The sequence below is a fragment of the Haladaptatus marinus genome, from assembly GCF_051194195.1.
Genome location: NZ_JBLZNK010000003.1, coordinates 1,035,696 through 1,060,207, shown reverse-complemented (window position 1 = coordinate 1,060,207; position 24,512 = coordinate 1,035,696). Strand labels below are relative to the sequence as shown.

Annotated in this window: 24 protein-coding genes and 1 pseudogene; 15 read left to right on the top strand and 10 right to left on the bottom strand. The window is 59.5% G+C overall.

The genetic code is table 11. From position 1 onward, the window contains the following. Window positions 1–49: 49 nt before the first annotated feature. The 3 genes from ACN2TU_RS11660 (at window position 50) to ACN2TU_RS11650 (ending at window position 4,016) form a co-directional block, all read left to right on the top strand. Window positions 50–2,155: an outer membrane protein assembly factor BamB family protein gene (locus tag ACN2TU_RS11660; RefSeq protein WP_435155502.1), complete on the top strand. Its 2,106-nt coding sequence runs from the start codon at window positions 50–52 to the stop codon at window positions 2,153–2,155. 54 nt (window positions 2,156–2,209) lie between these two features. After that, window positions 2,210–3,484 carry an inorganic phosphate transporter gene (locus ACN2TU_RS11655; RefSeq protein WP_435155500.1) on the top strand — a complete coding sequence of 425 codons (1,275 nt, stop codon included), beginning with the start codon at window positions 2,210–2,212 and terminating at the stop codon, window positions 3,482–3,484. An 85-nt stretch (window positions 3,485–3,569) separates the two neighbouring features. After that, a complete protein-coding gene (locus tag ACN2TU_RS11650; RefSeq protein ID WP_435155498.1) occupies window positions 3,570–4,016 on the top strand; it encodes a universal stress protein in 447 nt (148 codons plus the stop codon). A gap of 109 nt (window positions 4,017–4,125) precedes the next feature. On the opposite strand, the gene ACN2TU_RS11645 is transcribed toward ACN2TU_RS11650, so the two are convergent. From ACN2TU_RS11645 to ACN2TU_RS11635, 3 genes are read right to left on the bottom strand one after another with little or no spacing between them, the layout of a single operon-like run. After that, window positions 4,126–4,713, bottom strand: coding sequence for a uracil-DNA glycosylase (locus tag ACN2TU_RS11645; RefSeq protein WP_435155496.1), 588 nt, complete (start codon window positions 4,711–4,713; stop codon window positions 4,126–4,128). Window positions 4,714–4,759: 46 nt separating this feature from the next. Further along, a complete protein-coding gene (locus ACN2TU_RS11640; protein ID WP_435155494.1) occupies window positions 4,760–5,344 on the bottom strand; it encodes an endonuclease dU in 585 nt (194 codons plus the stop codon). A 1-nt stretch (window position 5,345) separates the two neighbouring features. Then, window positions 5,346–5,528 (bottom strand): DUF5786 family protein, encoded by a 183-nt coding sequence (locus ACN2TU_RS11635; RefSeq protein ID WP_435156176.1) that lies wholly within the window; start codon window positions 5,526–5,528, stop codon window positions 5,346–5,348. 81 nt (window positions 5,529–5,609) lie between these two features. On the opposite strand from ACN2TU_RS11635, the gene ACN2TU_RS11630 reads away from it, so the two are divergent. Then, window positions 5,610–6,218, top strand: coding sequence for an MBL fold metallo-hydrolase (locus ACN2TU_RS11630; RefSeq protein ID WP_435155493.1), 609 nt, complete (start codon window positions 5,610–5,612; stop codon window positions 6,216–6,218). Between the two features lie 110 nt (window positions 6,219–6,328). Then, window positions 6,329–6,874, top strand: coding sequence for a GNAT family N-acetyltransferase (locus ACN2TU_RS11625; protein WP_435155492.1), 546 nt, complete (start codon window positions 6,329–6,331; stop codon window positions 6,872–6,874). A gap of 36 nt (window positions 6,875–6,910) precedes the next feature. Here ACN2TU_RS11625 and ACN2TU_RS11620 read toward each other — a convergent pair whose 3' ends face one another. Further along, window positions 6,911–7,060, bottom strand: a complete 150-nt coding sequence (locus ACN2TU_RS11620; protein WP_435155491.1) for a 50S ribosomal protein L40e — start codon at window positions 7,058–7,060, stop codon at window positions 6,911–6,913. Window positions 7,061–7,135: 75 nt separating this feature from the next. Continuing rightward, window positions 7,136–7,645 carry a DUF367 family protein gene (locus ACN2TU_RS11615; protein WP_435155489.1) on the bottom strand — a complete coding sequence of 170 codons (510 nt, stop codon included), beginning with the start codon at window positions 7,643–7,645 and terminating at the stop codon, window positions 7,136–7,138. 332 nt (window positions 7,646–7,977) lie between these two features. On the opposite strand from ACN2TU_RS11615, the gene ACN2TU_RS11610 reads away from it, so the two are divergent. From ACN2TU_RS11610 to ACN2TU_RS11595, 4 genes are all read left to right on the top strand, one after another. After that, window positions 7,978–8,304, top strand: coding sequence for a nuclear transport factor 2 family protein (locus tag ACN2TU_RS11610; RefSeq protein WP_435155488.1), 327 nt, complete (start codon window positions 7,978–7,980; stop codon window positions 8,302–8,304). 167 nt (window positions 8,305–8,471) lie between these two features. Beyond that, window positions 8,472–8,966 carry a hypothetical protein gene (locus ACN2TU_RS11605; RefSeq protein WP_435155487.1) on the top strand — a complete coding sequence of 165 codons (495 nt, stop codon included), beginning with the start codon at window positions 8,472–8,474 and terminating at the stop codon, window positions 8,964–8,966. Further along, complete coding sequence (locus ACN2TU_RS11600) at window positions 8,963–10,534, top strand: sodium:solute symporter family transporter (protein ID WP_435155486.1); 1,572 nt, start codon at window positions 8,963–8,965, stop codon at window positions 10,532–10,534. Before ACN2TU_RS11605 ends, ACN2TU_RS11600 begins: the two co-directional genes overlap by 4 nt. 25 nt (window positions 10,535–10,559) lie before the next feature. Further along, window positions 10,560–11,027 (top strand): hypothetical protein, encoded by a 468-nt coding sequence (locus ACN2TU_RS11595; protein ID WP_435155485.1) that lies wholly within the window; start codon window positions 10,560–10,562, stop codon window positions 11,025–11,027. Window positions 11,028–11,057: 30 nt separating this feature from the next. Here the strand turns inward: ACN2TU_RS11595 and ACN2TU_RS11590 are convergent, their stop codons facing one another. After that, complete coding sequence (locus tag ACN2TU_RS11590; protein ID WP_435155484.1) at window positions 11,058–11,783, bottom strand: helix-turn-helix domain-containing protein; 726 nt, start codon at window positions 11,781–11,783, stop codon at window positions 11,058–11,060. Window positions 11,784–11,894: 111 nt separating this feature from the next. Here ACN2TU_RS11590 and ACN2TU_RS11585 point away from each other — a divergent pair, with 111 nt between their 5' ends. After that, window positions 11,895–12,770, top strand: a complete 876-nt coding sequence (locus ACN2TU_RS11585; RefSeq protein WP_435155483.1) for an SDR family oxidoreductase — start codon at window positions 11,895–11,897, stop codon at window positions 12,768–12,770. A 7-nt stretch (window positions 12,771–12,777) separates the two neighbouring features. Here ACN2TU_RS11585 and ACN2TU_RS11580 read toward each other — a convergent pair whose 3' ends face one another. Together ACN2TU_RS11580 and serS are read right to left on the bottom strand one after the other, a co-directional pair. Beyond that, window positions 12,778–13,482 carry a hypothetical protein gene (locus ACN2TU_RS11580; RefSeq protein ID WP_435155482.1) on the bottom strand — a complete coding sequence of 235 codons (705 nt, stop codon included), beginning with the start codon at window positions 13,480–13,482 and terminating at the stop codon, window positions 12,778–12,780. Window positions 13,483–13,536: 54 nt separating this feature from the next. Further along, window positions 13,537–14,892, bottom strand: a complete 1,356-nt coding sequence (gene serS, locus ACN2TU_RS11575) for a serine--tRNA ligase (RefSeq protein ID WP_435155481.1) — start codon at window positions 14,890–14,892, stop codon at window positions 13,537–13,539. A 530-nt stretch (window positions 14,893–15,422) separates the two neighbouring features. Here serS and ACN2TU_RS11570 point away from each other — a divergent pair. The 3 genes from ACN2TU_RS11570 (at window position 15,423) to ACN2TU_RS11560 (ending at window position 20,296) form a co-directional block, all read left to right on the top strand. Then, entirely contained in the window at window positions 15,423–16,337 is a 915-nt protein-coding gene (locus ACN2TU_RS11570; protein ID WP_435155479.1) for an MBL fold metallo-hydrolase, read from the top strand. An 81-nt stretch (window positions 16,338–16,418) separates the two neighbouring features. Next, window positions 16,419–18,353, top strand: coding sequence for an AMP-dependent synthetase/ligase (locus ACN2TU_RS11565; protein ID WP_435155477.1), 1,935 nt, complete (start codon window positions 16,419–16,421; stop codon window positions 18,351–18,353). A 56-nt stretch (window positions 18,354–18,409) separates the two neighbouring features. Further along, entirely contained in the window at window positions 18,410–20,296 is a 1,887-nt protein-coding gene (locus ACN2TU_RS11560; RefSeq protein ID WP_435155475.1) for a cation:proton antiporter domain-containing protein, read from the top strand. A gap of 25 nt (window positions 20,297–20,321) precedes the next feature. Here ACN2TU_RS11560 and ACN2TU_RS11555 read toward each other — a convergent pair whose 3' ends face one another. Then, a complete protein-coding gene (locus tag ACN2TU_RS11555) occupies window positions 20,322–20,858 on the bottom strand; it encodes a DUF7344 domain-containing protein (RefSeq protein ID WP_435155473.1) in 537 nt (178 codons plus the stop codon). Between the two features lie 182 nt (window positions 20,859–21,040). Here ACN2TU_RS11555 and ACN2TU_RS11550 point away from each other — a divergent pair. Then, window positions 21,041–22,713 (top strand): annotated as a pseudogene (locus ACN2TU_RS11550) (aldehyde ferredoxin oxidoreductase family protein). A gap of 59 nt (window positions 22,714–22,772) precedes the next feature. Then, on the top strand, window positions 22,773–23,282 hold the full coding sequence (locus tag ACN2TU_RS11545; protein ID WP_435155471.1) for a GNAT family N-acetyltransferase: 510 nt from the start codon (window positions 22,773–22,775) through the stop codon (window positions 23,280–23,282). A 5-nt stretch (window positions 23,283–23,287) separates the two neighbouring features. On the opposite strand, the gene ACN2TU_RS11540 is transcribed toward ACN2TU_RS11545, so the two are convergent. After that, window positions 23,288–24,436, bottom strand: a complete 1,149-nt coding sequence (locus tag ACN2TU_RS11540) for a thiolase family protein (protein WP_435155469.1) — start codon at window positions 24,434–24,436, stop codon at window positions 23,288–23,290. Window positions 24,437–24,512 lie beyond the last annotated feature (76 nt).

The following is a 24,512-nucleotide window of genomic DNA, read 5'->3' as shown; positions in this document are numbered from 1 at the left end:
TCCTCTCTTGATATTTGTCTATAAATAATACGACTTGATAGATGGAAGTATGAATTCCTCGCCCTCCCTGCTCTCCCGACGCGGATTCCTGACCGCTTCCGGAGCGGTCGGTATGACCACTGCGGTCGGTAGTGCGCAGACGACCACGGAAGACTCGGGAGACAACGCGCCCGAGACGAACTGGACAATTTCGCGGTCGGGAATCGAAGCGTACTATCCGGTGACGGCGGCGGACGGAGTGGTATACGTCGTCGGAGCCTCCGAGTCGAATGCAGGCAATCCGAACACCACCAGCGTCCATGCCATCGAGGAAGCGACCGGAAGCGAGTTGTGGAAGGAGACGTTTCTGTCGCTTCAAAATCTGGTCGTTGAAGCTGGCACCGTTTTTGTAGTCGGTGCGCTCGGCAGTAGTACGACGAGGGAAAACCGGGAACTCATCGCGCTCAGCCCACGAAACGGCAGCGAGCGATGGCGACAATCTGCCGGAAGATACTCAACCCAACTGACGTTCGGGGGTGGAACGATCTATGCTACCGGGAAGTTCAGCGTCGTCGCATACGACATCGAATCCGGGACAAGTCGCTGGGAGAGCGATATCGAAAGCGAACGGGCCTACTCGCTCGACCATCGTGACGATACCGTATACGCTAGTGCAGAGGACGGCGTGTATGCGTTCTCGGCCAGTTCGGGAAGGAAACGTTGGAAGCGAAGTGGAGCAAAAATCGCGGAGTCTTCCCCAGAGGGACACGCCACACTCAGGTTACATTCGGTGACCGAGAAGGCGATTATCTGCCAAATCCGTGGGACAATAGTCTCACTGAACCCCGACGGTTCGACACAGTGGACAAAATCATTGGGCGATAGAGGCTATTCGGCACCGGAGGTTCACGACGGTACGTTGTATCTCTGGAACGAGAACCTGGTCGCGCTCAACGTAGCCAATGGAAACGTGCGCTGGGAGTACGAGAGCACAGGTAGGCACGGTCAACAACCGATCGTTGCCGACGGGGCGGTGTTTTTGAACACTGGAAAAACGATTATCGCGGTGAATTCCGACGGTTCCGAACGATGGACGTACGAGATCTCAGGCGCAGATAATTTCCACCTTTACTGGGGTTACGTCGTGGGTGACGTCCTCTATACGTTACATCACGACCAGATGTACGCTTTCTCAACCGAGGATGGAACCGTCAAATGGTCGTTCGAGCCGGATGAGGAGCCAACGATGCTCTCCGTCTCGGAAGAGCATGTAGTCCTCGGAACTAGAGGGACTGTGTATGGATTCACCCGCCAGCGGCCGTTTCCAGCGATGCTCGTGGACGAGACGACGGATTTCCTCACATCCAGTACGGGAATGGCCCTCTCGGGTGTTCTCCTCGGAACTGGCATCTTTGCGGCGTATCGCCGGATGAACGCAGAAACGGAATCCACCGAGATGAAATCGGGGACGAACCCCGAGCTAGAATACGGCCGTCTCGAATGCATCGCGAGCGACGAGTTCACCGAGACCTATCGCGTTAGAAAACGCGGCGACGACGGCCCGTACGTCGTCGCCGAGAAACGGCTGACCGACTCGAATCTCGCCGGGGAGTTCCAAACGGCAGTGACCAAATGGGCCGACCTGAGCGACCGGAAGAGTGTCGTCCCCGTCCTCGATTTCGGTGACGACTGGGTCGAACTCCCCTGCTACGAAGGCGAGTCGCTCGCCGACTGCGAGCGACCCGTCGAGGAGCGAATCACGGCGCTTTCCGACGCAAACATGACCGTCCACAGGGCACACTCCGACGGACTAGTTCACGGTGGTCTCGCGCCCGAAACGATTCTGCTCGATGGCGATGGGAGGGGCGGCGTGAGCGACTGGGAACTCGCCACTGTCCTCGCGAAACATCGTGATTCCTCGCCCTATGACGCCCCGGAACAGATCGCGGGTGAGTCGGCGGACGAACGAACCGACGTGTACCGCCTCGGTGCGATTGCCCGATTCCTCGTGACCGATTCGGTTTCGAGCGATGGTGGGTCGGACGAAACAACCCGGATGATTTCCGACGAATTGGGTGCGGTGCTTTCGAAAGCGATGGCTGACGACCCGGACGACCGGTACGAATCGGTCGTGAAATTCGATGATATGCTTCGATGGGCGGCGTTTCGCGCTTGAGTCGGGCGAGAAAGAACGAAATAGCTCCACGACGTCATATGATTGGGGGTTAGTATGGTCACTGTACTATTGATAGTCGGTCTGTTCGTCGCCGCGTTCGTCGGTTATAACATTGGTGGTTCATCGACAGGTGTCGCGTTCGGTCCTGCCGTGGGAAGCCGAATCATCGGAAAAGTGGGCGCGGCGGGTCTCTTCACGGCGTTCGCGCTCTGGGGCGGTTGGACTGTCGGCAGAAACGTCATCGAAACGATGAGCGACGGTATCGTTCCGGCGGGACAGTTCACGCTCGAAACGAGCATCGTCGTGCTCTTTTTCGCGGGGTTTGCGCTCCTCATCTCGAACCTGTTCGGCGTGCCCGCATCGACATCCATGACCGCAGTCGGGGCAATCGTCGGCCTCGGACTCGCCACGGATACGTTACGCGAATCCCTCATGTTCACCATCGTCTCGGCGTGGATTGTCGCCCCACTCGCGGCGTTTTGGGTCGGGATGCTCATCGGTCGCTACGTCTATCCACACCTCGATGCTCGCTTTTCGTTTTCCCGAATCGAGGGTGGACTGTTTCGACTCGACCGCTCGGGGGTGATTCCCCGCCCCACACTCAACGAAGGTTTTGGAAAACGCGACCTCGTCGGCGCGGTTTCGGTGCTTCTCATCGCGTGCTACATGGGATTCAGTGCGGGCGCGTCGAACGCGGCGAACGCCGTGGCTCCTCTCGTCGGAAACGGGTCGATTACCATCGAAGAGGGTATCCTGCTCGCAATCGGCGCAATCGGTCTGGGCGGGTTTACCATCGCTCGCCGGACGCTCGACACGATTGGCGACGGTATCACCGACCTACCGATTCTGGCGGCGCTTATCGTCTCGATAATCGGTGCGACCATCATCACGGTTCTTTCCCGTCTCGGTATTCCGGCGAGTCTCGCGGTCAGTACCACCTCCTGCATCATCGGACTCGGATGGGGGCGGGCCAGTCGTGCGGTGTCGCTCGCGGACGCCGCGGAGTCGGCGATACAACCGGAACCGATCCCGGACGTTGACCTCACGACGGGATCGCTCATCGCCGAAACCAGCGAGACGGAAGTGCCACCCGGCCCGACCATCGGTGAGGTTGCAGAAGGGGAGGTTCCCACCCCGCCCACATCACGGGACGGTGGCGAGACGCCGGACGTTCCACCGATCGGTGAGGAGGACCTCGAAGAACTGGCCGAAAAGACCCTGTTCGACCCGGCGGCGACGAGCCGAATCGTCGTATTGTGGATTCTTTCGCCGACCGTTTCGGCAGTCGGGTCGTACATCCTCTTCGAGTTCGTCCTGGGAACTGGGTGAGCTGACGAACGTGACCATTGTCCAGTACGATTCCTGGCACAATTAGAGAAAATCGCTTTACTCGGTTGCCGGTGTGACCTCAAGCATGGTGGAACACGTTCTCGTTCCGATAGATGGGTCACCGGCATCGAAGGCGGCGTACGACTACTCGCTGCGGATGTCCGAGGTGGAAATCACGGTTCTCACAGTGGTTAACCCGTTCGATATCGACCCCCTGTCGCCGGGATATCAGTCGCCGCTCGGGAAGGCGGGGATGCCCGCTTACTCACAGGAGTGGTACCAGAAGGAGTGGGACAACGCGAAGGAACTCCACGAAGAATTGCGCGAAACGGCCGGCGACGTACCATTCGAGGGCGTCGTCAAAATGGGACAGCCGGCGAAACAGATCGTCAAATACGCCAAAACCCACGATGTAGACCACATCGTGATGGGGACGCATGGGAAGGAGGATTTCTCGAACATCATTCTCGGCTCCGTCGCCGAAAAGGTGGCTCACCGTGCCCCGATGACCGTGACGATAGTGAGAAAGTAGACGACGTGAGGACGGACTTTGACTGCGGCGAACTGCGAACACGACTATTCATCCCCGACTCATTCCAGTGTCGCTCCCCGAACCCATTTCACCGAAGCGGGAAATGCACTCAGAACTCGCCGAGACTGGACTGTCCGCCGCTCGAACCCCCCATGTTCGCCGCCTTTTCCAGTGCCGTATCGAACGTCGATTCCTGACTTCGGTCGTAGAGGGTCGCCGCGGGGTGAACGCAGATTAGCACGTCGCGTATCTCGCCGCCGAGTTCGGCGTTGGCTATCGTTCCGGCCTCGCTTGTCACCGCCACGTCCCGGTCGAGTAGATGTTCGCTCGGCACTTTCCCAAGCGTGACGATTACGTCCGGGTTCACCAATTCGATTTCGCGCTCCAGATACTCCCGGCAGTTGTCCAGTTCCTCCTTCGTCGGGTCGCGGTTCTCCGGTGGCCGACACCGCACGCAGTTGGTGATTCGAACGTCCGCGCGGGAGAGACCTTTGTCGCGGAGTTTATCGTCCAGCACCGACCCGCTTCTGCCGACGAACGGTTCGCCCTGTTCGTCCTCTCGTGCGCCCGGTCCCTCTCCGACGAACAAGAGGTCTGCGTCCGCTGGCCCCGTTCCATTGACGATTTGGCTTCGACAGTCCACAAGCGCCGGACAGCGCTCACATTCGGTGACTTCCAGTCCCTCCATCGTACCCATGTACGGTGAAAACGGGCGGGACGTATTAAGTCCCCGCGGCCTGCCGTTACTCGCCTCGATTCGTTTGCTCGACAGTCCACCACTCGTCTCCGGCGCGGGCGGCCATTCGGGCGACTCGGAGCGGTTCCGGACGGCCACCGTCCGGGGTAAACGCTCGAACCACATCGCGGGCTTCGTGGGTATCTACGCCGACGCTCCGAACGAAAACTGTCTGTTCGTTGACCGAGAATTCGTGGCGGGCGGGCTGCCGACGGTAGATTTCACGACGCTGTTCGAGTTCCTCGCCCGAAAACTCGCTGGCGAGGGATGCGTCGAGTCCGTCGCTCTCCTCAAACGTGACGGAGATGACTGGTCTGTCGAGCGCCTCGGAAATGCGATGCATATCCACGATGTTGTACCACGAAAGCGCGATTCCGGAAACGAGAATATAGCGCACGTCTTCGCGACCGAGACGCTCGCCGAGGTCGAGAATCGCGTCGCTCACATCCGTTCCACCGACCGTACAGGTTCCAAAAACGAAGCCGTCGACGACTCTGCTTACGCGCGTTACCACTCCGGCGAGCGTACTGGTGTTGGTGTCGTCGGTGTGGTACGACTCCGCGACGCCAAGCGCTCTGACGCCGGGTTTCACGCTATTCGTCGCCGTCTTTGATGTCCGAGAGCCGATTTAGCAGTTCGTCGTTCGATTCTCCGAACTCGAAACTGACGCTCCCCTCGTGATTATGTTCGGACGTGTTGACGCCGCTGTCGTCGTCCAAATCCGCACTGTACTCTCGGTTTTCTTGTTCGGATTCGTCGTAGCTCCCAAAGCCCATGCATTCATCATTAGGGTCTTCGGTCACTAAAGTGGCTCGCCGCCCATCAGAATTTTGGTAGATGAGGCGAAACACCCCGCCGTGCAAGTCATCAACGTTACCGCCGACGCCGAGACGTTCACCTGTAACGCGTATCTCGTCCTCGGCGACCGACCGGTTCTCGTGGATGCTGGCGCGATGGATGGCGTCGTGGATGTGCTTCGCGAGCACACGGACGCCCTCGATGCTGTCGTTCTCACCCACCAGCACGGCGACCACGTAGAGCAACTCGAATCCGTGCTGGACGAGTTCGATTCGGAACTCGCTGCCTACGACGCTCATGCGCGCAGGGACGACGCCATCAAGGACGGAGACACCGTCAAAATCGGCGATGAGGAGTTCGAAGCCATCTACACGCCCGGTCACGCGGACGACCATCTCGTCTTCGTCAGCGACTCGACCATCTTCAGTGGTGACGTGGTAGTTCACGACGACGGAGCCTTCGACTACGGCAGTTTCGGTCGCACCGACATGCCCGGCCAGTCACGAGAAGATCTCATCGAGAGCATCCGCGAAATCCTCGACCGGATGCCCAATTCGGTCGAACACATGTACGCCGGACACGGCGGCGAATTCCACGGCGACGTGCGCGACGTTATCGAAACCGCACTGGAGCGGGCCGAAAAGCGCGAACCGAAATATCCCGAATAACGACGACACGAATCGGTGGCTGGGAAATCAGGGAACTCCATAAATCACTCGTCGCGTTTGCTACTGTCTCTCACGAACGCTTTTCGCGTCGGTCTTCGTCACCTCAGTACATGCCCGGCCCCGTCTTTCTTTCCGACGACCGAATCGACCTCAGAACGGTCGAAGAGGAGGATTTGGACTTCCTCCAAACGACAGTCAACGACCGCGCAGTCCGCCAGTATCTCGGCAACCGGTCGCCGGTCAACGGCAACCGAGAGCGGGAGTGGTACGAAGAAAGAGTATCGGACGACGAAACCACGCATCTCCTCATCTGTCGCGACGAAGAACCGATGGGCATTGTCGGACTCTACCCAGAGGATTCGAAGGCTGTCAACGCGGAAATCGCCATCCTCCTCGCCGAGGAGTTTTGGGGAGAGGGGTACGGCACCGAAGCGAGTCGGCTCATGACCGATTACGCTTTCCGCGAACGTCGCCACCATCGCGTAATCGCGCATGTCTTCTCCGGCAACGTCGGGTCGGCGCGAATCTGGGAACAACTCGGCTTCCGTCACGAAAGCACGCACGTCGAAGCCGAATTTTTGGACGGCGAGTACGTCGATGTCGAACTGTATGCGATTCTCGAAGACGAGTGGTTCGACCGGGATGCAGAGACGTAGCTCTCCGGTCGATGTGCGTTAAAAACGGAAATCGGCTTACGCGCTCCGCGATTCTTTGCTCTTCGGGCGGAGGTTGCTGTAGCCGCATTTCCGACACTGCTGGGCTCGCTGTGGGTTACGAGCGTTACAGCGCATGCAGATCATCTTTTCGAGCGTTCGTTTTTCCGCTGCGTCGAAACTAGCCATACGGAGCGTTTTCTTCCCCGCGCGTTTAAACGTTATTGAGTTGCCGCGTCGGGGGTCGTTCGTATCTTCGTCCTATCATCCGTCCGAATCGCCTGCGTCCAGATACTCCTGTTGCACCGCAACCACGGCACTCGAATCCGCACAATCGGCGTACCGGCGAAGCGGTTCCTCGTTCAGTTCGAGGAACGTCTCGCCCCATCTGAACTTCGAGAGGATTTCTTCGGCATGGTCTCGCTCGCCGAGGATGCAGAGGCCCGCCGCAAACGCCTCGACGGTGTTCAACTGGAACGGCTTTCCGTAGTTGACCGGATTCGCCGCGACGAGAAACGGAAGCGCTCGGTGAACGCCCGGCATCTCGAACAACGCCTTTCCGGCGCTCTCCCACGAACAGTCAAGGGCCACGAGATTGCGACTTTCGGCCTTGTCGGCGGGCGAGAGTGCCTGCTCTGCGTGCGGATTGAGCACGATTCCGTACGGTGTCGCCCGAGTCGAGCGGTGGAGTTCCGTCAGGTCGAACCGCGCGAGCTTCCGGGCCGTGCATTTTTTCGGGTCGTCGTCACCCTCGTACCGGACGTGCAGTCTCACTAATGGACGATTGGAACGGGTCGCTCAAAAGAATCGTGGTACGGAACAGGGTCGTCGAATCGCGGTAGAAGAGAACTGTTCCACGAAAATGGTACGGAAATGAGAGCCCCGTGGTGTACGGGGCGGTATGGAAACAAACCCGTTCTGGAGTACTGATCGGCCGGGTGTTCCCCGGCAGGCGTCCGTTTCGAGGATGAATGTAAAGACGTTTATATTACGGCTATTGCCTGTCATCCAGTGCTCTATATGGCTCAATAGTTCTCTCCATCCACTGCTCGTGCTCATGTTTCCGTGCCGGGACGCTAAAGAGGGTGGTTCCCGTCTCCCCCGTCATGGACTCCGAGGTGGTCGTTCGCGGCTACTACGACGCTATCGACGCGCACGACTACGAGACGTTCGAGGGACTGCTCGCGCCGGACGTGGTTCACGACCGCCCCGACCGAACCATCGAAGGCCGGGAGACGCTCGTCTCGTTCATGCGCGACGACCGACCGAACAAAGCGACGACACACGAGATTGCCAGCGTCTCGGAGAACGGGGCGACGACGGTCGTCGAAGGTCGTCTCCTCGATTCCGACGGCGAAGAACTGTTCGCGTTCGAAGACGAGTTTTCCATCGTCGACGGCCAGATCACGAGCATTTGGACACGGACGCGATAACTATTCTCAGTCGGCTGAGGGACCGGTAACCAGTCTCGAACGAACGACAATCAACCCGGCACTATCGAGGTTGTTTACATATCAACCCATTATTTTTCGCCATTTGCTACCCTGGTCCATACAAGATGGCGTCCTCACGAACAACGCTCGGCGCACGAAATAGGGTAATGGCCACGATAGCCGTGCTAGCAGTCGGACTGTTAGTTTCCGCGGCTATCGAGAACTATCACGTCTTTTCGTATCTCGCAGCACTGTTCATCGTGGCGAATTTCGCTGCATCGTCAATCGAGCGCCACGACGGGGAACTCGACCTCGCCCCGTACACGTGGTTACTGGTGGCACTACTGGCAATTTTCGTTGCCGGATTCACGATAATCTGGCTTCGCTGGAATCCCAGCGTTACCGAGTACACCTACGTGCTTGGCCTGCCTGTGCCGACGTTGGCCTATTTCGTCTTCCTCTGGCTGTTACCGATTCTTGGCGCGCTCTACTACGCCCTCGTTTTCCCGGATATCGGAAGCGACGATGTCGTCGACGACATCATGAGCGACGTTCGGCAGGTACAACGTCGCAAACAGTACCCTCTCTCCGTGGCTCGAACCGAACCGGATGGCGGTTCCGACGATGAATCACCGCAGACCGATGGGGGTGACCGGCGATGAGTTCGTTGCCGCTGGTTCCGTTACAGGAAATCCCGGTCACGGACAGCCCGTACGTCCTGCTTTTCGGCGGTGCCTATCTGCTGATGGTGTTGGCTATTGGTGTGTGGGGTTTTCTCCAAACCGAGAGCACGGAGGACTTCCTCATCACCGGAAAGAGCATCGGAACGTGGGTGCTCGCGCTGACGGCGTTTTCCGTCATCCAGTCCGGATTCGGCTTCGTCGGCGGCCCCGAACTCGTCTACTCGTTCGGGACGACGGCACTGTGGATTTTCTTCACAGCCCCGCTCGGCTTCATCATCACGTGGGTGCTGCTGGCGAAGCGAATGCGCTTGTTGGCAGATATCCGCGACGTGATGACGCTCGCGGATGGGATGTACGTCCGATATGAGAGCGCGTGGGTTCGCGGACTCACGGCTGTCGCGGTCATCGTCGGCGTGATGGCGTACCTTGCAACGAATCTCGCCGCCCTTCAGTACGTGATGCGGGCGATTTTCGGCCTTCCGGTGATGTGGGGGCTGTTCATCGGTGCGCTTATCCTCCTGCTCTACAGCATGCTCGGCGGGATGATTGCGGGCGTCTGGACCGACTTCGTGCAGGCCATCACGATGATCGTCGGGTCGGTGTTCGTCTTCGCCTTCGCGCTTTCGTTCGGCGGCGGAATGGGATCCATTTCCCGCAATCTCGCGAGTGCGGATCCGGCGTTCGTTTCGCCGTTCGGCGCACTCGGCGCACCGACTGCGACTATCTTCACTGCGCTCGGATGGTGGATTCTCTTCTCGGTCGGTGCGGCGGGACAGCCACACCTCATCACCAAGTTCTACATGAGTCGTAACCTCAAAATCCTCCGCTGGGGTGCGCCCATCGCCGCCGTGACGTACGCGATTTCGAGCCTTCTCGCGTTTTCGACCGGGCTATCAATGCGTGCGATGGTCGAAGCGGGACAGGCCGCGGCCCCGAAAAGCGCGTCCGTCGTTGGGCCGGTGTTCGTCCTCGAACACACTCCCGGCGTCGTCGCGGGACTCATCTTGGCGGCACTCCTCGCGGCTATCATGAGCACCAGCGATTCATTCCTTAACATCGGTGCGGCGGCCGTCTCCCGCGACATTCCGCGAGCACTCGGCCGACCCATCGACGACGACAAGACGGAACTTCGGGTGACGCAGGCCGCGCTGGCAGGTCTCACGGTCGCCTCGACGCTCATCGTCTACTTCTCGGAGACGCTGGTCGGCATTCTCGGCACCATCGGCTGGGGATTCTTCGCGGCGGCGTTCTTCGCCATCGCGGCCCTCGGCTTGAACTGGAAGGGGGCGACCAAAGAGGGTGCAATTGCCGCCCTCGTCGGTGGGTTGACGGTCAACCTGTTCTACAGCGCAGTTCCACGAATTGCGGACACTGTTGGACTCTCGGGACTCAGCACGACTGTCACGAATCTATACCCGTTCCCCGGGTCGTTCCCAGTCGGAACGGTCGCGCTCTTGGTTACGATTGCGCTCTTCGTCGGCGTCTCGATCGTGACGCAGGAACGGGCGATGGTTCCGGAAGATATCGGCATCCTCTTGGAACGATAATATGGCTGCGGTACGAAACAACGGTATGAACGAGCCACGGGACGACCCCTCGGAAGAGTTGCTCGCACATCTTACGCAGTGGTTCCGCCAGCGTCCCACGTCGATGGAGTACTGGGAACTACTGGTGACCGACGAGCGCGTCGTCTGGTGTTTCGTCGGAGAATCGTTCAAATCGCTGCTCTTGCGGGCGGACACGGGAGAGCGCGGACGCCGTGAAATCGAGGAACTCCCACCCGAGCAGGCGTTGACGCTCAGCGAGCGAAACTTCGCCGTCCCGCTTGATTCGCTTCAGTCGATTCGTTTTCGGGACGGCTCGCTCTTCCGGCGTGCGACGATGACGGTGACGTGGCGTGAAGACGGCGAGACCACGTCGTTCGAACTCTACGCGACGAAATCCGCGGACTCACAGGCGGCTGATTTCGAAACGCTCCAAAATGACTCCCGCCTTTCACACGTCGATATCGAGGCCGAGACTGCATCCGGACTCCGCTGATTTTGGTTGCCCGCTGCTGTGCAGGGTTGACTATTCGGGACCGATCACGTCTTCGTCATCGACGTCCGGAAAGGTAGACACGATTCGTTCGAGAATTTTCCCTTCGGCACGTCGGAGGTTCTTCGAGGCCGCCGTTTTCGAGATGCCGAACTCATCCGCCAGCGTCCCGAGCGTCGCGTTCCGTGGCGTTTGAAAGTATCCTCCGTCGACGGCTTTTTTCAGGGTTTGACGTTCCCGTTCGGACAGCTCTCGACAGCCATCGAGCACGTCTTTCGCCGAGCCGAGATGCTGGATAACGTCAAGGTAATCCTCGAACGACGTGGCGTTTCGGGATTCGACTCGGAAGTCGTTTCCAACCTCCAGATCGGCGAGTGCGTTGTCGGTATTGTCTGCGGTGTCGAAGCCGACGCTCCAGAGTTCGCTCCCGTCGCTGATTTGAAACGGGCCGGTGATGTAGCCGTCGTGTTCCCGAATCGTTCGCATCGCGTTCGTCTGGCCGATAAACGATTTGATGACTGCCGTGTTTTCGCGGCGCGAGAGTAGTTCGAACCCCAACATTCGGTCGTGATTCTGGAGGGCGTTGAGGCCGTTCGTCAGCGCACCGCGGTCGTCCCCGGTTACGAGAATTCTCGTTTCTAGCTTCTGCTGGGCAGTGTTGAAATCCCAGTGCATGGTATGAAACGAGACATCGACTTCGTCGGTTACGTCGATGTATGGACAGTCATACTGTACCATGTCCATTGTTACCGAAATCATATCTCATCTCATCGTTCATGACGGAAATAGATGGCGGCATTCGGTACCAGATTTGATTTTACATATCAACCCTCTATTTTTCACCGACTGACCGTCTTCACTACTTCACGAATGACTGGTTCACAAGACGAGGCGGACGACCGACTTTCCGCGCCAGAGACGACGCCCGAGGATATTCTCATCGTCGACGACGACCACTTCGCAACCGACAACGTCTGCATCGTGACCGGCGCTGGCTCCGGAATCGGGCGTTCGACCGCCATCGCGATGGCGGCAAACGGGCTGACCGTCGTCGGCACCGACATCGACGAATCGGGCCTCGACGGAACCGCGGATCGAATCGTGGAACTCGAACTCGACGGTAGTTTCGAAACAGTGACCGCTGACCTGACCGAGGACGCTGACCTCGAACGAATCGTCGAATCCGCGGCCGACCACGGGATGATTCGCTATCTCGCCAACATCGCTGGGATGCAACACATCGACTCCGTCGAGGAGTTCCCGATGGAGACCTACGATACGATTCACGACATCATGCTGAGAGCCCCGCTGTACCTCTCTAAACTCTGTTTTCCCCACATTCGTGCTACCGACGATGGCGTGGGCTGTGTCGGCAACATGTGTTCGGTTCACGGCCACTACGTCACCGCGGATAAGGTCGCGTACAACGTCTCGAAGTTCGGCCTGCGCGGATTGACACAGTCCATCGCCGCCGAGGGAGACGGGTCGCTTCGCTCGTTTTCGGTCAGCACGGGCTACGTGAAGACGCCGCTCGTCACGAACCAGATTCCGGACACGGCAGATCAACGCGGAATTTCCGTCGACGAAGTCGTCGAGGACGTGATGCTCGGCCAAGCACGAAGCAAAGAGATGATGGAACCGGTTGACGTCGCCAACCTGTTCGTCTTCGGGTTCTCGAAACACGCGAAACACCTGAACGGCGGCGACTTGCTGTTCGACGGTGGGATGACGCTCACCTACGAGTAATTTCCCGTCACGCTTCGGTCGTCTCGTATTCAAACTGGCAGAGCGGTCTGTCCGCGACGGACTGTTTAACATCGTATCCGTCCTTTTCGACGGTCAGTTTCGGACTGCCGTACGACCAGTTCACGTTCCAGTCGAAGGTCTCCGTCGCTTCGCCATACTCCAACTCGACTTCGTACTGTCCTATTTTCTTGGTCGTGTGAATCGGCCCACCATCGTCGGCAGGGAGGTGTGTTGGCTCTCTGATTTGCTGTCCCTCCTCGTTACGAATCCGAACCACCAGTTCCTTCTGTGTCTCGTTGTTGACCCAGAGAGTGCGCGAATCACGCAGTTCGGGGTCGCCGTCACGGTTCACCCTGAGTACCTGCTTGTCGCCCGCTTGCTCGACGCTCGGAGCGTAGTACACGTCGTCCTTCACAACGCACCCATCCGCTGTGTTCATCGTTTCCTGAAGTAGAACTTTTTCGGCGGTGTACTTCCCGTCAGCGAGCGCACCATCGATTTCGTTCTGTACCGGTTCTGGAAATTCCCGGTAGTGGAGTATCTGAAACGAACACTCCCGGTAGGTTCGGTCGGCTGGCGTACTGATGGCTGTCGATGTCGAATCAGTCGTCGCCTCCGGGTCGCTCGTTTTCGGCGTTCCGACGGACCGACTCCCGACACAGCCAGCAACGAGGAGGGTCGTGCTCAGGGCGAGAAAGGTTCGTCGTCGCATACTTGTTGCTACTCCAACTATTTTGAATACTTTCTGAAAAGTGAGAGAACTCTTTTACTCTTTGTCGCCCGAGCCGAGGGCGCTCTCGCCGACAGGTTCGTGGCCCTCGATGACTTCCTGTCCGCCCATGTACGGGCGCAGGATTTTCGGAACCGTGACGGTGCCGTCGTCGTTCTGGTAGTATTCGAGGATGGCCACCATGACGCGCCCGATTGCGGTTCCCGATGCGTTCAGGGTGTGTAGGTACTCCGTCGATTCGTGGCGTTCGGGGCGGTAGCGCAGTCCCGCTCTCCGGGCTTGGAAGTCCTCGAAGTTCGAGGCCGACGAGACTTCGAGCCAGCGGCCACCCTCTTCCGGACCGTCTTCCATGTCGTCGCCGGGTGCCCAGACCTCGATGTCGTAGGTCTTCGCCGACGAGAAGGTGAGGTCGCCGGTACAGAGGTTGAGGATGCGGTAGGGCAGCCCGAGCTTCTGGAGCACTTCCTCGGCCTCCGCGAGCAATCCTTCGAGTCGGTCGTAGCTTTCCTCGGGTTCGACGAAGTTGACCAGTTCGACCTTGTTGAACTGGTGGACGCGCACGATTCCGCGAGTCGCCACGCCGTGTTCTCCGGCCTCCCGGCGGAAGTTCGGCGTGTAGGCTTGGTGTTTCAGCGGGAGGTCGCCGCGCAGGAGGATGTCGTCTGCGTACATGTTCGTCACCGGAACCTCCGCAGTCGGGCAGAGCCAGAGGTCGTCGTCCTCGATTTTGTAGGCGTCCTCGGCGAACTTCGGCAGTTGTCCCGTCCCGGTCATCGCTTCGCTATCGACCGGCACCGGCGGGAACACGTCTACGTACTCCTGCTCGCGGTGTACGTCCAGCATGAATTGGATGAGTGCGTGTTCGAGTCGCGCCCCGTCACCCTTGAGGAAATAGAAACCACTGCCGGAGACCTTCGCGCCGCGTGCCTCGTCGATGATTTCGAGGTCTTCACCGAGGTCGTAGTGCGGGACGATTTCCGTCGGCAGGTCGCGCAGACTGTCGAAGCCTTCCCTTCGGACTTCCTCGTTGTCGTCTTCGTCCTCGCCGACCGGCACGCTCTCGTGTGGTACGTTCGGAATTTCGAGGCTTCGTTCTTCGAGTTCCGAGTCGAGTTCGTCGGCGCGCTCCTCGACCTCCTCCAGTTCGGCTTTGAGGGCGCTCGACCGCTCGATTGCTTCCTGGGCTTCCTCCTCCTTGCCTTCCTGTTTCAGGTCGCCGATGCTTCGGCTGACCTCGTTTCGTTCGTGGCGCAGGTCGTCGCCCTGCGCCTTCAGTTTTCGCCACTCCTCGTCCAGCGCGAGGAACTCGTCAACGTCCACGTCGGCACCTCGATTTTCGAGGGCCGCCCGGACTTTGTCGGGATGTTCCCTGATGTACTTCCTGTCGAGCATTCCTGTCTCGGATTTCAGTCCGCCTGCAAAAAACCGTATCGCTCTCTGGATTTTGGGACGGTCTGTGGTTGGGTTGCTTCCGGGAGAACGGAACTGGGAACTACTCAACAGAGATTGGCAGTGCCGTGACCCAGAAATCCCTCGCGTTCTCGACTCCCGCGACCCGCGCTGCGCGCTTCGAGCGCTCCCTTCGGTCGTACTCTCCAGTGCTTGCGGGATCGGGGTTCGCCGAGAATGCTTGCCCTTTCAATCCACCAGGGTTCAGAAGGACGAGCGGCGCGCTCTTGTGTATGTTCGATGTGTTCCGTAGAAAATCCCCTCGTCATTTTCGGCGCGCGAAGGTGGCCCGGAAACGGGCCACCCGCGCGAGGGACGAGGTGCGGTTGCGGTGTTTGTTGTCGTGATTTGCTACCTGCTTGGCACAGGCCGACTCGGAAACGAGTATCCCGAAAAACCGGCCTCCAGCGAACCGTCTTTTCCCCATGCTAGACGCGAATCGTTTTTTCCCAGCAACTCACATTGACTCCTACATGGCAATCGGCGACCTTCGGGAAGTTACGACGGACGACTGTTCCGACCTTTACTACCTCGACACCGGCATGTACGACACCGAGGCCTACGGCGCGGTGTACATCCTCGATACGGAAAAACCGGCACTCATCGACTCGGGCATCGGGACGAACTACGAACGAATCCTCGACGCGCTGGATGAACTCGACATCGAGCGAGAGGAGTTGGACTCCATCGTGCTGACGCACGTCCACCTCGACCACGCTGGCGGTGCGGGCTTCCTCGCCGAGGCGTGCCCGAACGCGGACGTGTACATCCACGAAATCGGTGCTCGCCACCTCGTGAATCCGGAATATCTCGTCAAGGGGACGAAGAGCGCGGTCGGCGACCAGTGGGAGTTCTACGTCGAACCGAAACCGGTTCCTGAAGAGCGCGTCGTCGAACTGACCGACGGCGACGTCCTCGACTGCGGCCACGAGTTGGACGTCATCTACGCGCCGGGGCACGCCCCACACCAAGTCATTTTCTACGACCGTCAGAACGATGCGGTGTTCGTCGCCGACGCGGCAGGTATTTGGGTGCCGAGCATCGAGCAGATTCGCGAAACCTCCCCACCGTCGGATTTCGACCTTGAACAGTGTCTGGACGACGTGGAGACCATTCGGGAAATCGAACCGACGACGCTTCTATATCCGCACTTCGGGCCGCGTCCCTACTCCGACGAGGCGATGGACGAGTACGGCGAAGTCCTCTCGGAGTGGGTCGCTGCGATCGAATCCCGGCGCGCCGCCGAGGACGACGATGAAGCCGTCATCGAGCACTTCGTTGACGAACAGGAGATGGACGACGTGTGGGGCGAGCGAAAGGCCCGCGCCGAAATCGTGTTAAACACTCGCGGCGTTCTTCATTATCTCGACCAGAAAGAGGACGAATAGTGAGCCCGAATCCGAGAAAACGTCAATAAACTCTTGTATCGTTTTACACTATCTTAAGCCACGGGGGTTTGAAAGGGTGGTATGGAGTGGCGTAACGCCGAGCAGGAGTACACCGACCCGGTCATCGAGCGGACGACGCTGGCGCGAATGTTCGAGGGCAGCGCCGAGCGACACGCGAACCGTCCCGCACAGCAGTACAAGGGCGGCGTGTACCGTCGCTCGCTCACCGAAACCGTGATTCCGGCGGCCCCAGACGGCGAGTTTCGTGCACTTTCGTACGCGAAGATGCGCGACATCGTCCGCAATCTCGCCGCCGGATTCCGTTCTCTCGGCGTCACCGCGGACGACCGAATCGGCATCTTCGCCGACACGCGAATGGAGTGGGCACAAACCGACTTCGCCCTGCTCGCGGCGGGTGCAGTCGTCACCACCGTCTACCGGAGTTCGTCGGTTTCGCAGGTTCAGTACCTACTCGGAGACCCGGAAGCGACCGGCGTCGTCGTCGAGAACGAAGACCTGCTGGAGCGCGTTTTCGACGCGGAGGACGAACTCGACCTCGAATTCATCATCGTGATGGACTCCCTCTCCCGGGAGTACGACCGCGACGACCTCTACACCCTCGCGGCGGTTCACGACCGTGGTGCCGAGGTGTTCGACGCGGAAGAGTACGAATCGTGGCTTGACGCCCGCGACCCGGACGACCTCGCCACGCTCATCTACACCAGCGGGACGACCGGGCGGCCGAAGGGGGTTCGACTCTCACACTGGAACTTCCGTTCCAACGTCAACCAGTCCTACCGGCGGTTCGGTCCCCGTCCGGACAAAACCGTCCCAACCATCGATGAGGATTCGAGCACCGTCTCCTTCCTCCCGCTTGCACACGTTTTTGAGCGAATGGCCGGGCATTTCCTGATGTTCGCCGCCGGGGCGACGGTGGCCTACGCGGAGAGTCCCGACACGCTCCAGGACGACTTCCAGGCGGTTCGGCCGACGACCGGAACCAGCGTTCCGCGCGTGTACGAACGAATCTACGACGCGATTCGCTCGCAAGCCGAGGAGAACGACACGAAGCGCAAAATCTTCGAGTGGGCCACCGACGTTGGTGTCGAATATCACGAAACCGACTCGCCGGGAATCGGCCTTCGAGCGAAAAAAATTCTCGCGGACAAACTCGTCTTCGACAAGGTAAAGCAAGGCCTCGGCGGTAACGTGGAGTTCCTCATCAGCGGCGGCGGAAGCCTGTCCGCCGACCTCTGTGCGCTCTATCACGGCATGGGACTCCCTATCCTCGAAGGATACGGTCTGACGGAAACGTCGCCGGTCATTTCCGTCAACCCACCTGAGGATCCGAAAATCGGAACTATCGGCCCGCCGGTGCTGGATCAGGAGGTAAAACTCGACACGTCGATGGTCGGCGCGGAGTTCGACGACGCGGCGGGTGAGGTCGGCGAACTTCTCGTCAAAGGGCCGAACGTCACTGACGGCTACTGGAACATGCCTGAAGCCACCGAGGAAGCCTTTACCGAGGATGGGTGGTTCCGAACCGGCGACATCGTGGAAATTCGCCCCGACGGCTACATCGCCTTCCGTGAGCGAGCGAAGGAGCTGCTCGTGCTCTCGACAGGCAAGAACGTCGCCCCCGGCCCCATCGAAGACGCGTTCGCCGCATGCGATATCATCGAGCAGTGTATGGTGATGGGCGACGGGCGGAAGTTCGTCAGCGCGCTCATCGTCCCGAACGAAGCGGAAGTTCGCTCCCGGGCGAAACGCGAGGGCGTCTCGCTCCCCGACGATTCCCGCGAACTGTGTCGGAACGAGACGGTTTCCGAGTGGATCGAAGCCGAAGTCGAAGTGGCAAACCAGCGATTCGAGTCGTACGAACAAATCAAGCAGTTCAGGGTTGTTCCGGTCGAGTTTACGGAGGAAAACGACCTTCTCACCCCGACGATGAAGAAAAAGCGCCGGAACATCCTCGACCGGTTCGCCGACGACATCGAGGCAATATACGCCGACTAAGTGCGGGCGTTTTTATACTATCGGGTTACTCATTTCCAGTACATGGAGGCTAGCCCGTGAGCTCTGGGGCAAGTGCCGAGTTGATTTACATCGTCGCGGCCATCATCGGCGTCGGCGTCGTAGCGCAGGTGCTGGCAGACAGATTTCGCGTGCCGAGCGTGCTGTTTCTGCTTTCGGCAGGTATCATCGTCGGTCCTGTCGGGGTCGGGCTACTCGACCCCACGTCGTTCGGCGGCGCGCTGTCGGCAATCGTCGGTCTGAGCGTCGCCATCATCGTCTTCGAGGGTGCGTTCCATCTTAAACTAAACAAACTCCGCGAGGCACCGTCCGCACAGATTCGTCTCGTCACCATCGGTGCGGCCATCTCGCTCGTCGGAACCGCCATTGTCGTCCACTTCGCACTCGGTGCGGCTTGGGACCTGTCGTTTCTCATCGGCGCGCTCCTCGTGGCGACCGGTCCGACCGTCATCACGCCGATTCTGTCCGTCGTCGCGGTTCGCGACCGGGTCGGTGCGGCGCTGGAGACGGAAGGTATCGTCAACGACGTGACGGCGGCGATTCTCGCAGTCGTGATGTTCGAGGTCGTTGTCCTCACGGGGAACGAATCGTTCGCGCTTGCCGAGTTTTTGAGCGAGTTCATGGCGAAACTCGGCACCGGACTCATCGTCGGCTTGCTGATTTCCCTCGTCATCTGGTACGTGCTTCGTCACGTCGACCTCTCGCGGGAAAACGCACCACAGAACTCCCGTCTGCTCGTTCTAGCGGGGGCACTCGTCGCCTACGCCGTTGCGGACTTCTTCGCAAAAGAAGCAGGTATCGCCGCGGTTGCGACGGCGGGCATCATTCTGGGTAACGCGAACCTACCCTACGAGGAGAAAATCGAGGAGTTCAAAGGCGACATTACGCTGGTCGTCCTTTCGTTCGTGTTCATCACGCTGGCGGCCCTGCTGGAGCCGAGCGACCTGTTTTCGCTGGGCGTCGGCGGTGTGGTCGTCGTCCTCGCGGTGATGTTCCTCATCCGACCGTTCCTCGTATTCGTTTCGACTACCGGAACCCGGTTCACGCGCGGCGAAAAACTGTTTGTGAGCTTCGTCGGCCCGCGCGGCATCATCCCGGCGTCCGTCGCGACGTTGTTCGCGTTTCGACTCCAGAACACCCCGGAGATTCCGAACTCGGGGGCCGCAGCGACGACCCTCATCGGAACCGTCTTTCTCGTCATCCTCGTCACCGTCGTGTTCGAGGCTGGCTTCGCTCGACACATCGCGGAACGACTGAACGTGATTCCAATGCGTGTACTCATCATCGGAGGCGGAAAGGTGGGCCGTGCGCTCGCCGAACGCCTCGAAGACCGTGGAGAGAACGTCGTGCTTATCGAGCAGGACGAATCGATAATTGCGACCGCCCGAGATAACGGCTTCACTGTCCATCGCGGAGATGGCACGGATACGGATGTCCTTCGGGCGGCCGGTGCCGACAACGCAAAAATCGTCGTGGCCGCGACTGGCGACGACGACGTGAACTTACTGGTCGCGCAACTCGCCGATTCGAAGTTCGACGCGGAAACCATCATCGCCCGGGCGAACAACCCGGACAACGTGGATGCCTTCGAAGACCTCGGTGTCCGAACGATTTCCTCGTCGCTCGCGACTGCGTGGGCCATCGACAACGTCATCGAACGTCCGGCGCTCTCGAACTGGATGACCGAACTCGGTCGAAGTGGTGACGTACAGGAAATCGAAGTCACCGCAAAAGATCTCGTCGGTAAAACCATTACCGAGTTGGACTCCGACCTCCCGAACGGCGTCCTCATCGCGCTCGTCGGCCGAAACGGCGAGACGAGCGTGCCGAGCGAAGACTTCACGCTCCAGCAGGGTGACCACATCACGTTCCTCGGACGCAGAGAAGCGGTTCGGAACGCTATCGATCTCTGTCACCCACGATAACCGTTTTCGACCCGAACACGGCCACCTACCGCCCTCTGTTCCGATTTCTACGAACGAGCTCGAGGTTGACTGCTGAGAGTAACACGAACGACCCGAGGAGTAATCCGGCGTACACGAGAATGGGTACTTCCGTAAGCGGATACATTCCGATCAATCGGCAGATGACGACCGCTCCGCCGACGAGCGCCAGTCCGAGGTAATATGTACTCCAATTCGAGGATTCGGTCGCCGGGTAGAGATAGTCATCGAGTTCGTTCGCCCGGTCGCTGAGTTGCACGTTTCCTCGCTGTCTGTCGTAGTCGATTACGCCCGCGTCGGCCATCTTCGGGAGGTGTGTCTGATAGAGCGAGGTGTAGACCGATTTTCGTTCTTTCGAAGAGACGAGTTCGACCGACGTCTCGTTTTCCCACGCCGCGACCACTTCGGCGAGTTCGCCGATGGAGACTGCTCCCGACTGTGACCGAAGGTACGAAAGCGTGTACCGACGCCGGGCGTTCGTGAGGATTTCGAACGCCATGTCGCGTGAAAGCATCCGTGTTCCGGATGATGGCTCGGTTGTCATGATCGACAGCGCGCTGTAGTCGTCCTACTGAGCGTTACACTGCCTCAACTTCGAGTCAGAACCGCAAAAAGATATTCGTCCGTTTAGGCTGTCTAACGGTGGAAAACAAGGTATCTTACTGATAAAACGTCTGTCGAACCACGATCTGTGTTATTATCGTATCCTGTCCCCAAACTCCCGATATGATTCACACCGAGGGTTCGCTGCTGACCATCGACGCGGATGACCGAGAAACACGAACCGAGGACATCGATGGCGTACTGTCGTCGTTCGTCGGTGGTCGGGGTGTCGGGACGAAACTCGCCCACGACCGGATTCCGTTCGACGCCGACCCGTTCGGCCCCGAAAACAGGCTGTTTTTCACGACCGGCCCGATGCAAACCTCGAACATGAGCTTCACCGGCCGGATGAACTGTACCGGCATCTCGCCACTCACGGGTGGATTACTCTCCTCGAATGCCGGTGGGTTTCTCTCCCGTCATTTCGGTGCGACTGGCTACGGTGCGGTGGAACTCACCAGCAAGAGCGACGACCTGGTGGCGATTCACATTACGGACGAGGAAATCGAGTTCGAGGACGTTTCCGAACTCGTCGGGGCGACGACCTCCGAGGTCGGCGAGTACATGGCCGACGAACATGGGCTCGGCGACGAACAACTCCTCGTCGCTGGTCCGGCGGGCGAAAACCGCGTGCGGTTCGCGTCGATCATGACAACCGAACACCGCGCGTTCGGTCGGGGCGGCCTTGGCGCGGTGATGGGTTCGAAGAACGTCAAGTGCATTTCCTTCGACGGCGACTCCGCGCCGGATATTGACATCGACCCGATTCAGATGGACGTGCATCGAGAGGCTGCAACTGCCGATGATCACCCGATGAACGAGGCCGGAACGACCAGCGTGACGGAGTACGCAAACCACGTCAGCGCGCTTCCGACTCACTACTTTTCGGAACTGGAATTCGACGGTGCGAACGAGATCGGTGGCGGTGCGGTCTCCGATAAGAAATACAAGAAGGGACCTGTTCGCAGTGTGCCTTTGCCTGTAAGCTGCCGACGAAGGACGAGGAGACTGGACTGGAAACCGAAGGACCGGAGTACGAGACGGTGATGACGTTCGGGAGCAACGCGGGCGTGGACGATGTCGTCTCGGTGATGAAGTCGAACGACCTCTGTGACGAGTTGGGGATGGACACTATCTCCTGCGGTGACGTGATCTCCGCGTATCTCGCCGCAAACGACGAGTTCGGCAACAGCGACCTCATCCACGAACTCGTCGAGAAAATCGCCTACCGCGAGGACGAAGGCGACCTGCTCGCGGAGGGTGTCCACCGCGCCGCTGACGAACTCGGCGTGGAGGATTGGACGGTCAAAGGGCTCGAATTTTCGGCCCACGACGGTCGTACTCTGAACGGGCAGGGGCTCGCCTTCGCGGTTTCCAACCGCGGTGCGGATCACATGTACGCCGAGTTCTACTCGAAGGAGTACCCGCTCGTCGGCAAGGACGAGGCAGTTGACCCGACCGGATTGGAGGGCAAACCGCCGCTTTTCGTCGAGAAAGAGAACCACAATGCCGTCCTCGACAGCGGCGTCGTCTGCAAGTTTTCCTGGGACTTCATGACGGAAGAGCGCCTCGAAACCCTGCTCGATGCGGAGTACGACGACTTGCTGGCGATGGGTGCCGAAGTGGTCGAACTCGAACGACACTTCAACAACCGACGCGGGTTCGACCGGGAGGACGATACGCTCCCGTACGACCTGCCCGAGTTTGAGAACGCACTCTCGGAGTATTACGAAGAACGGGGCTGGAACGACGATGGAACGGTTTCCGAGAGTTCCGATATCGTGAGCGCGGACTAAATCCGATAGACGGTCTGTCGAACCGACTATTCTAACTGAAACGGAAACCACTTTTCCCCATGCGAATCCGAGAGGCGATGCCCGCGGATAGCGACGCCGTGCGTCGCGTTCACGCCGAATCCATCACTGTATTGGGACGGGACGGATATTCACGGGAACAAGTCAATGCGTGGGCACAGGGCTGTGAGTCCGCTGATTATTCGGCGGCCATCGGCTCGGAGTCCCGCTACTACATCGTTGCCGAAGACGAACGGGGTGTGCTCGGGTTCGGTTCCTTCCAGTACGAGTCACCCGAGGGATACGAGGCGACGGTGGACGCCGAAATAACGGCGGTCTACGTCCATCCTGAGGTCGCCCGCGACGGCGTGGGGTCGAAAATTTACACCGAATTGGAACGTCGCGCACGAGAAAAGGGTATCCGAGTCCTCGGGCTTTCGGCGTCGCTCAACGCGGTGCCGTTCTACGAGTCGCACGGCTACGAGCGAGTGCGGGAACACGCCCACGAGTTTTCCAGCCACGAATCGACGGAAGTGGAGGGAATCGTGGTGGAGATGAAAAAGACGTTGTAGTCTGTCTACCGCCGTTCGAACGTCATCGCGCCGCCCTGTCCGAAGCCGACACAGAGTGTCGCGAGTCCTTTCTTGGCATCACGCTTTTGCATTTCGTGGACGAGCGTCACGGGGAGTCGTGCGCCCGACGCACCGAGCGGGTGTCCGACGGCGATTGCGCCGCCGTTGACGTTGAACTTCTCGTCATCGACGCCGAGTTCGCGCTGGCAGTAAAGCGTCTGGCTGGCGAAGGCCTCGTTGAGTTCCACGAGGTCGAACTCGTCGATGTCCTCACCCGTGCGTTCGAGCAAGCCTTGGGTTGCCGGAACCGGGCCGATTCCCATCATCGTCGGGTCGACGCCAGCGACGTTGTTGTCGCCGACGTAGGCGAGGATGTCGAGGCCGTGGTCTTCCGCGAAGGCTTCGCTGGTGACGAGGGTTGCGGCCGCACCGTCGGAAATCTGGGACGCGTTGCCAGGCGTAACCGTTCCGTCGGCTTTGAACACGCTCGGGAGGCCCTGAAGTGCTTCTATGGTGGTGTCGGGGCGGATACCTTCGTCCGCCTCGACGAGTCCCTCGTCGGTTTCGATGGGGACGATTTCGTCGTCGAACCGGCCTTCCTCGGTCGCCGCTGCGGCGCGCTGGTGGCTCCGGAGGGCGTACTCGTCCTGGTCTTCGCGGGAGATGTTGAACTCCTCGGCGACCTTCTCGGCGGTCATCCCCATCTGGAGTTCGGGGAGGTTGTACTGCTCAGACATCTCGGGGTGGAAGTTTCGTCCCTCGTAGGCGCCGGACATCGGGACGCGAGACATGTTCTCCACGCCGCCCGCGATGACGGCCTCCCGCTGGCCCGCCCGAATCGCGTCGCTCGCGCTGATGAGCGATTGCATGGAGGAGGCACACCATCGGTTGATGGTCGTCGCCGGGACGCTCTCGCCGAGGTCGGAGAGGAGCGCGATGATTCGCGCGACGTTGTTGTCCTGCTGGCCGCGCTGTTGGGCGACGCCCCACATGAGGTCGTTGATGTGGTCACCCGTCAGACCTGTCTCCGAGAGAATCGTGTTGATGAGTGGAATCGAAAGGTCTTCGCTTCGAACCTCTTCGTACACGCCACCGTCTTTTCCTTGCGGCGTTCTGACTGCTTTGACGATGACTGGTGTGGTGTCGCTACTCATGCCTGACCGTTCTCGCCGGATGCCCTTAAGTGGCGGTAGAACTTCGAGTAAATGAGAAATAGTTTGTAAGTTTATT

Excerpts from the sequence above, each read along its gene's own strand:
- ACN2TU_RS11660 (WP_435155502.1), top strand. The coding sequence starts at position 50 with ATGAATTCCTCGCCCTCCCTGCTCTCCCGACGCGGATTCCTGACCGCT.
- ACN2TU_RS11655 (WP_435155500.1), top strand. The coding sequence starts at position 2,210 with ATGGTCACTGTACTATTGATAGTCGGTCTGTTCGTCGCCGCGTTCGTC.
- ACN2TU_RS11650 (WP_435155498.1), top strand. The coding sequence starts at position 3,570 with ATGGTGGAACACGTTCTCGTTCCGATAGATGGGTCACCGGCATCGAAG.
- ACN2TU_RS11645 (WP_435155496.1), bottom strand. The coding sequence starts at position 4,713 with ATGGGTACGATGGAGGGACTGGAAGTCACCGAATGTGAGCGCTGTCCG.
- ACN2TU_RS11635 (WP_435156176.1), bottom strand. The coding sequence starts at position 5,528 with ATGGGCTTTGGGAGCTACGACGAATCCGAACAAGAAAACCGAGAGTAC.
- ACN2TU_RS11625 (WP_435155492.1), top strand. The coding sequence starts at position 6,329 with ATGCCCGGCCCCGTCTTTCTTTCCGACGACCGAATCGACCTCAGAACG.
- ACN2TU_RS11620 (WP_435155491.1), bottom strand. The coding sequence starts at position 7,060 with ATGGCTAGTTTCGACGCAGCGGAAAAACGAACGCTCGAAAAGATGATC.
- ACN2TU_RS11610 (WP_435155488.1), top strand. The coding sequence starts at position 7,978 with ATGGACTCCGAGGTGGTCGTTCGCGGCTACTACGACGCTATCGACGCG.
- ACN2TU_RS11605 (WP_435155487.1), top strand. The coding sequence starts at position 8,472 with ATGGCCACGATAGCCGTGCTAGCAGTCGGACTGTTAGTTTCCGCGGCT.
- ACN2TU_RS11600 (WP_435155486.1), top strand. The coding sequence starts at position 8,963 with ATGAGTTCGTTGCCGCTGGTTCCGTTACAGGAAATCCCGGTCACGGAC.
- ACN2TU_RS11595 (WP_435155485.1), top strand. The coding sequence starts at position 10,560 with ATGAACGAGCCACGGGACGACCCCTCGGAAGAGTTGCTCGCACATCTT.
- ACN2TU_RS11590 (WP_435155484.1), bottom strand. The coding sequence starts at position 11,783 with ATGATTTCGGTAACAATGGACATGGTACAGTATGACTGTCCATACATC.
- ACN2TU_RS11585 (WP_435155483.1), top strand. The coding sequence starts at position 11,895 with ATGACTGGTTCACAAGACGAGGCGGACGACCGACTTTCCGCGCCAGAG.
- ACN2TU_RS11580 (WP_435155482.1), bottom strand. The coding sequence starts at position 13,482 with ATGCGACGACGAACCTTTCTCGCCCTGAGCACGACCCTCCTCGTTGCT.
- serS (WP_435155481.1), bottom strand. The coding sequence starts at position 14,892 with ATGCTCGACAGGAAGTACATCAGGGAACATCCCGACAAAGTCCGGGCG.
- ACN2TU_RS11570 (WP_435155479.1), top strand. The coding sequence starts at position 15,423 with ATGGCAATCGGCGACCTTCGGGAAGTTACGACGGACGACTGTTCCGAC.
- ACN2TU_RS11565 (WP_435155477.1), top strand. The coding sequence starts at position 16,419 with ATGGAGTGGCGTAACGCCGAGCAGGAGTACACCGACCCGGTCATCGAG.
- ACN2TU_RS11555 (WP_435155473.1), bottom strand. The coding sequence starts at position 20,858 with ATGACAACCGAGCCATCATCCGGAACACGGATGCTTTCACGCGACATG.
- ACN2TU_RS11545 (WP_435155471.1), top strand. The coding sequence starts at position 22,773 with ATGCGAATCCGAGAGGCGATGCCCGCGGATAGCGACGCCGTGCGTCGC.
- ACN2TU_RS11540 (WP_435155469.1), bottom strand. The coding sequence starts at position 24,436 with ATGAGTAGCGACACCACACCAGTCATCGTCAAAGCAGTCAGAACGCCG.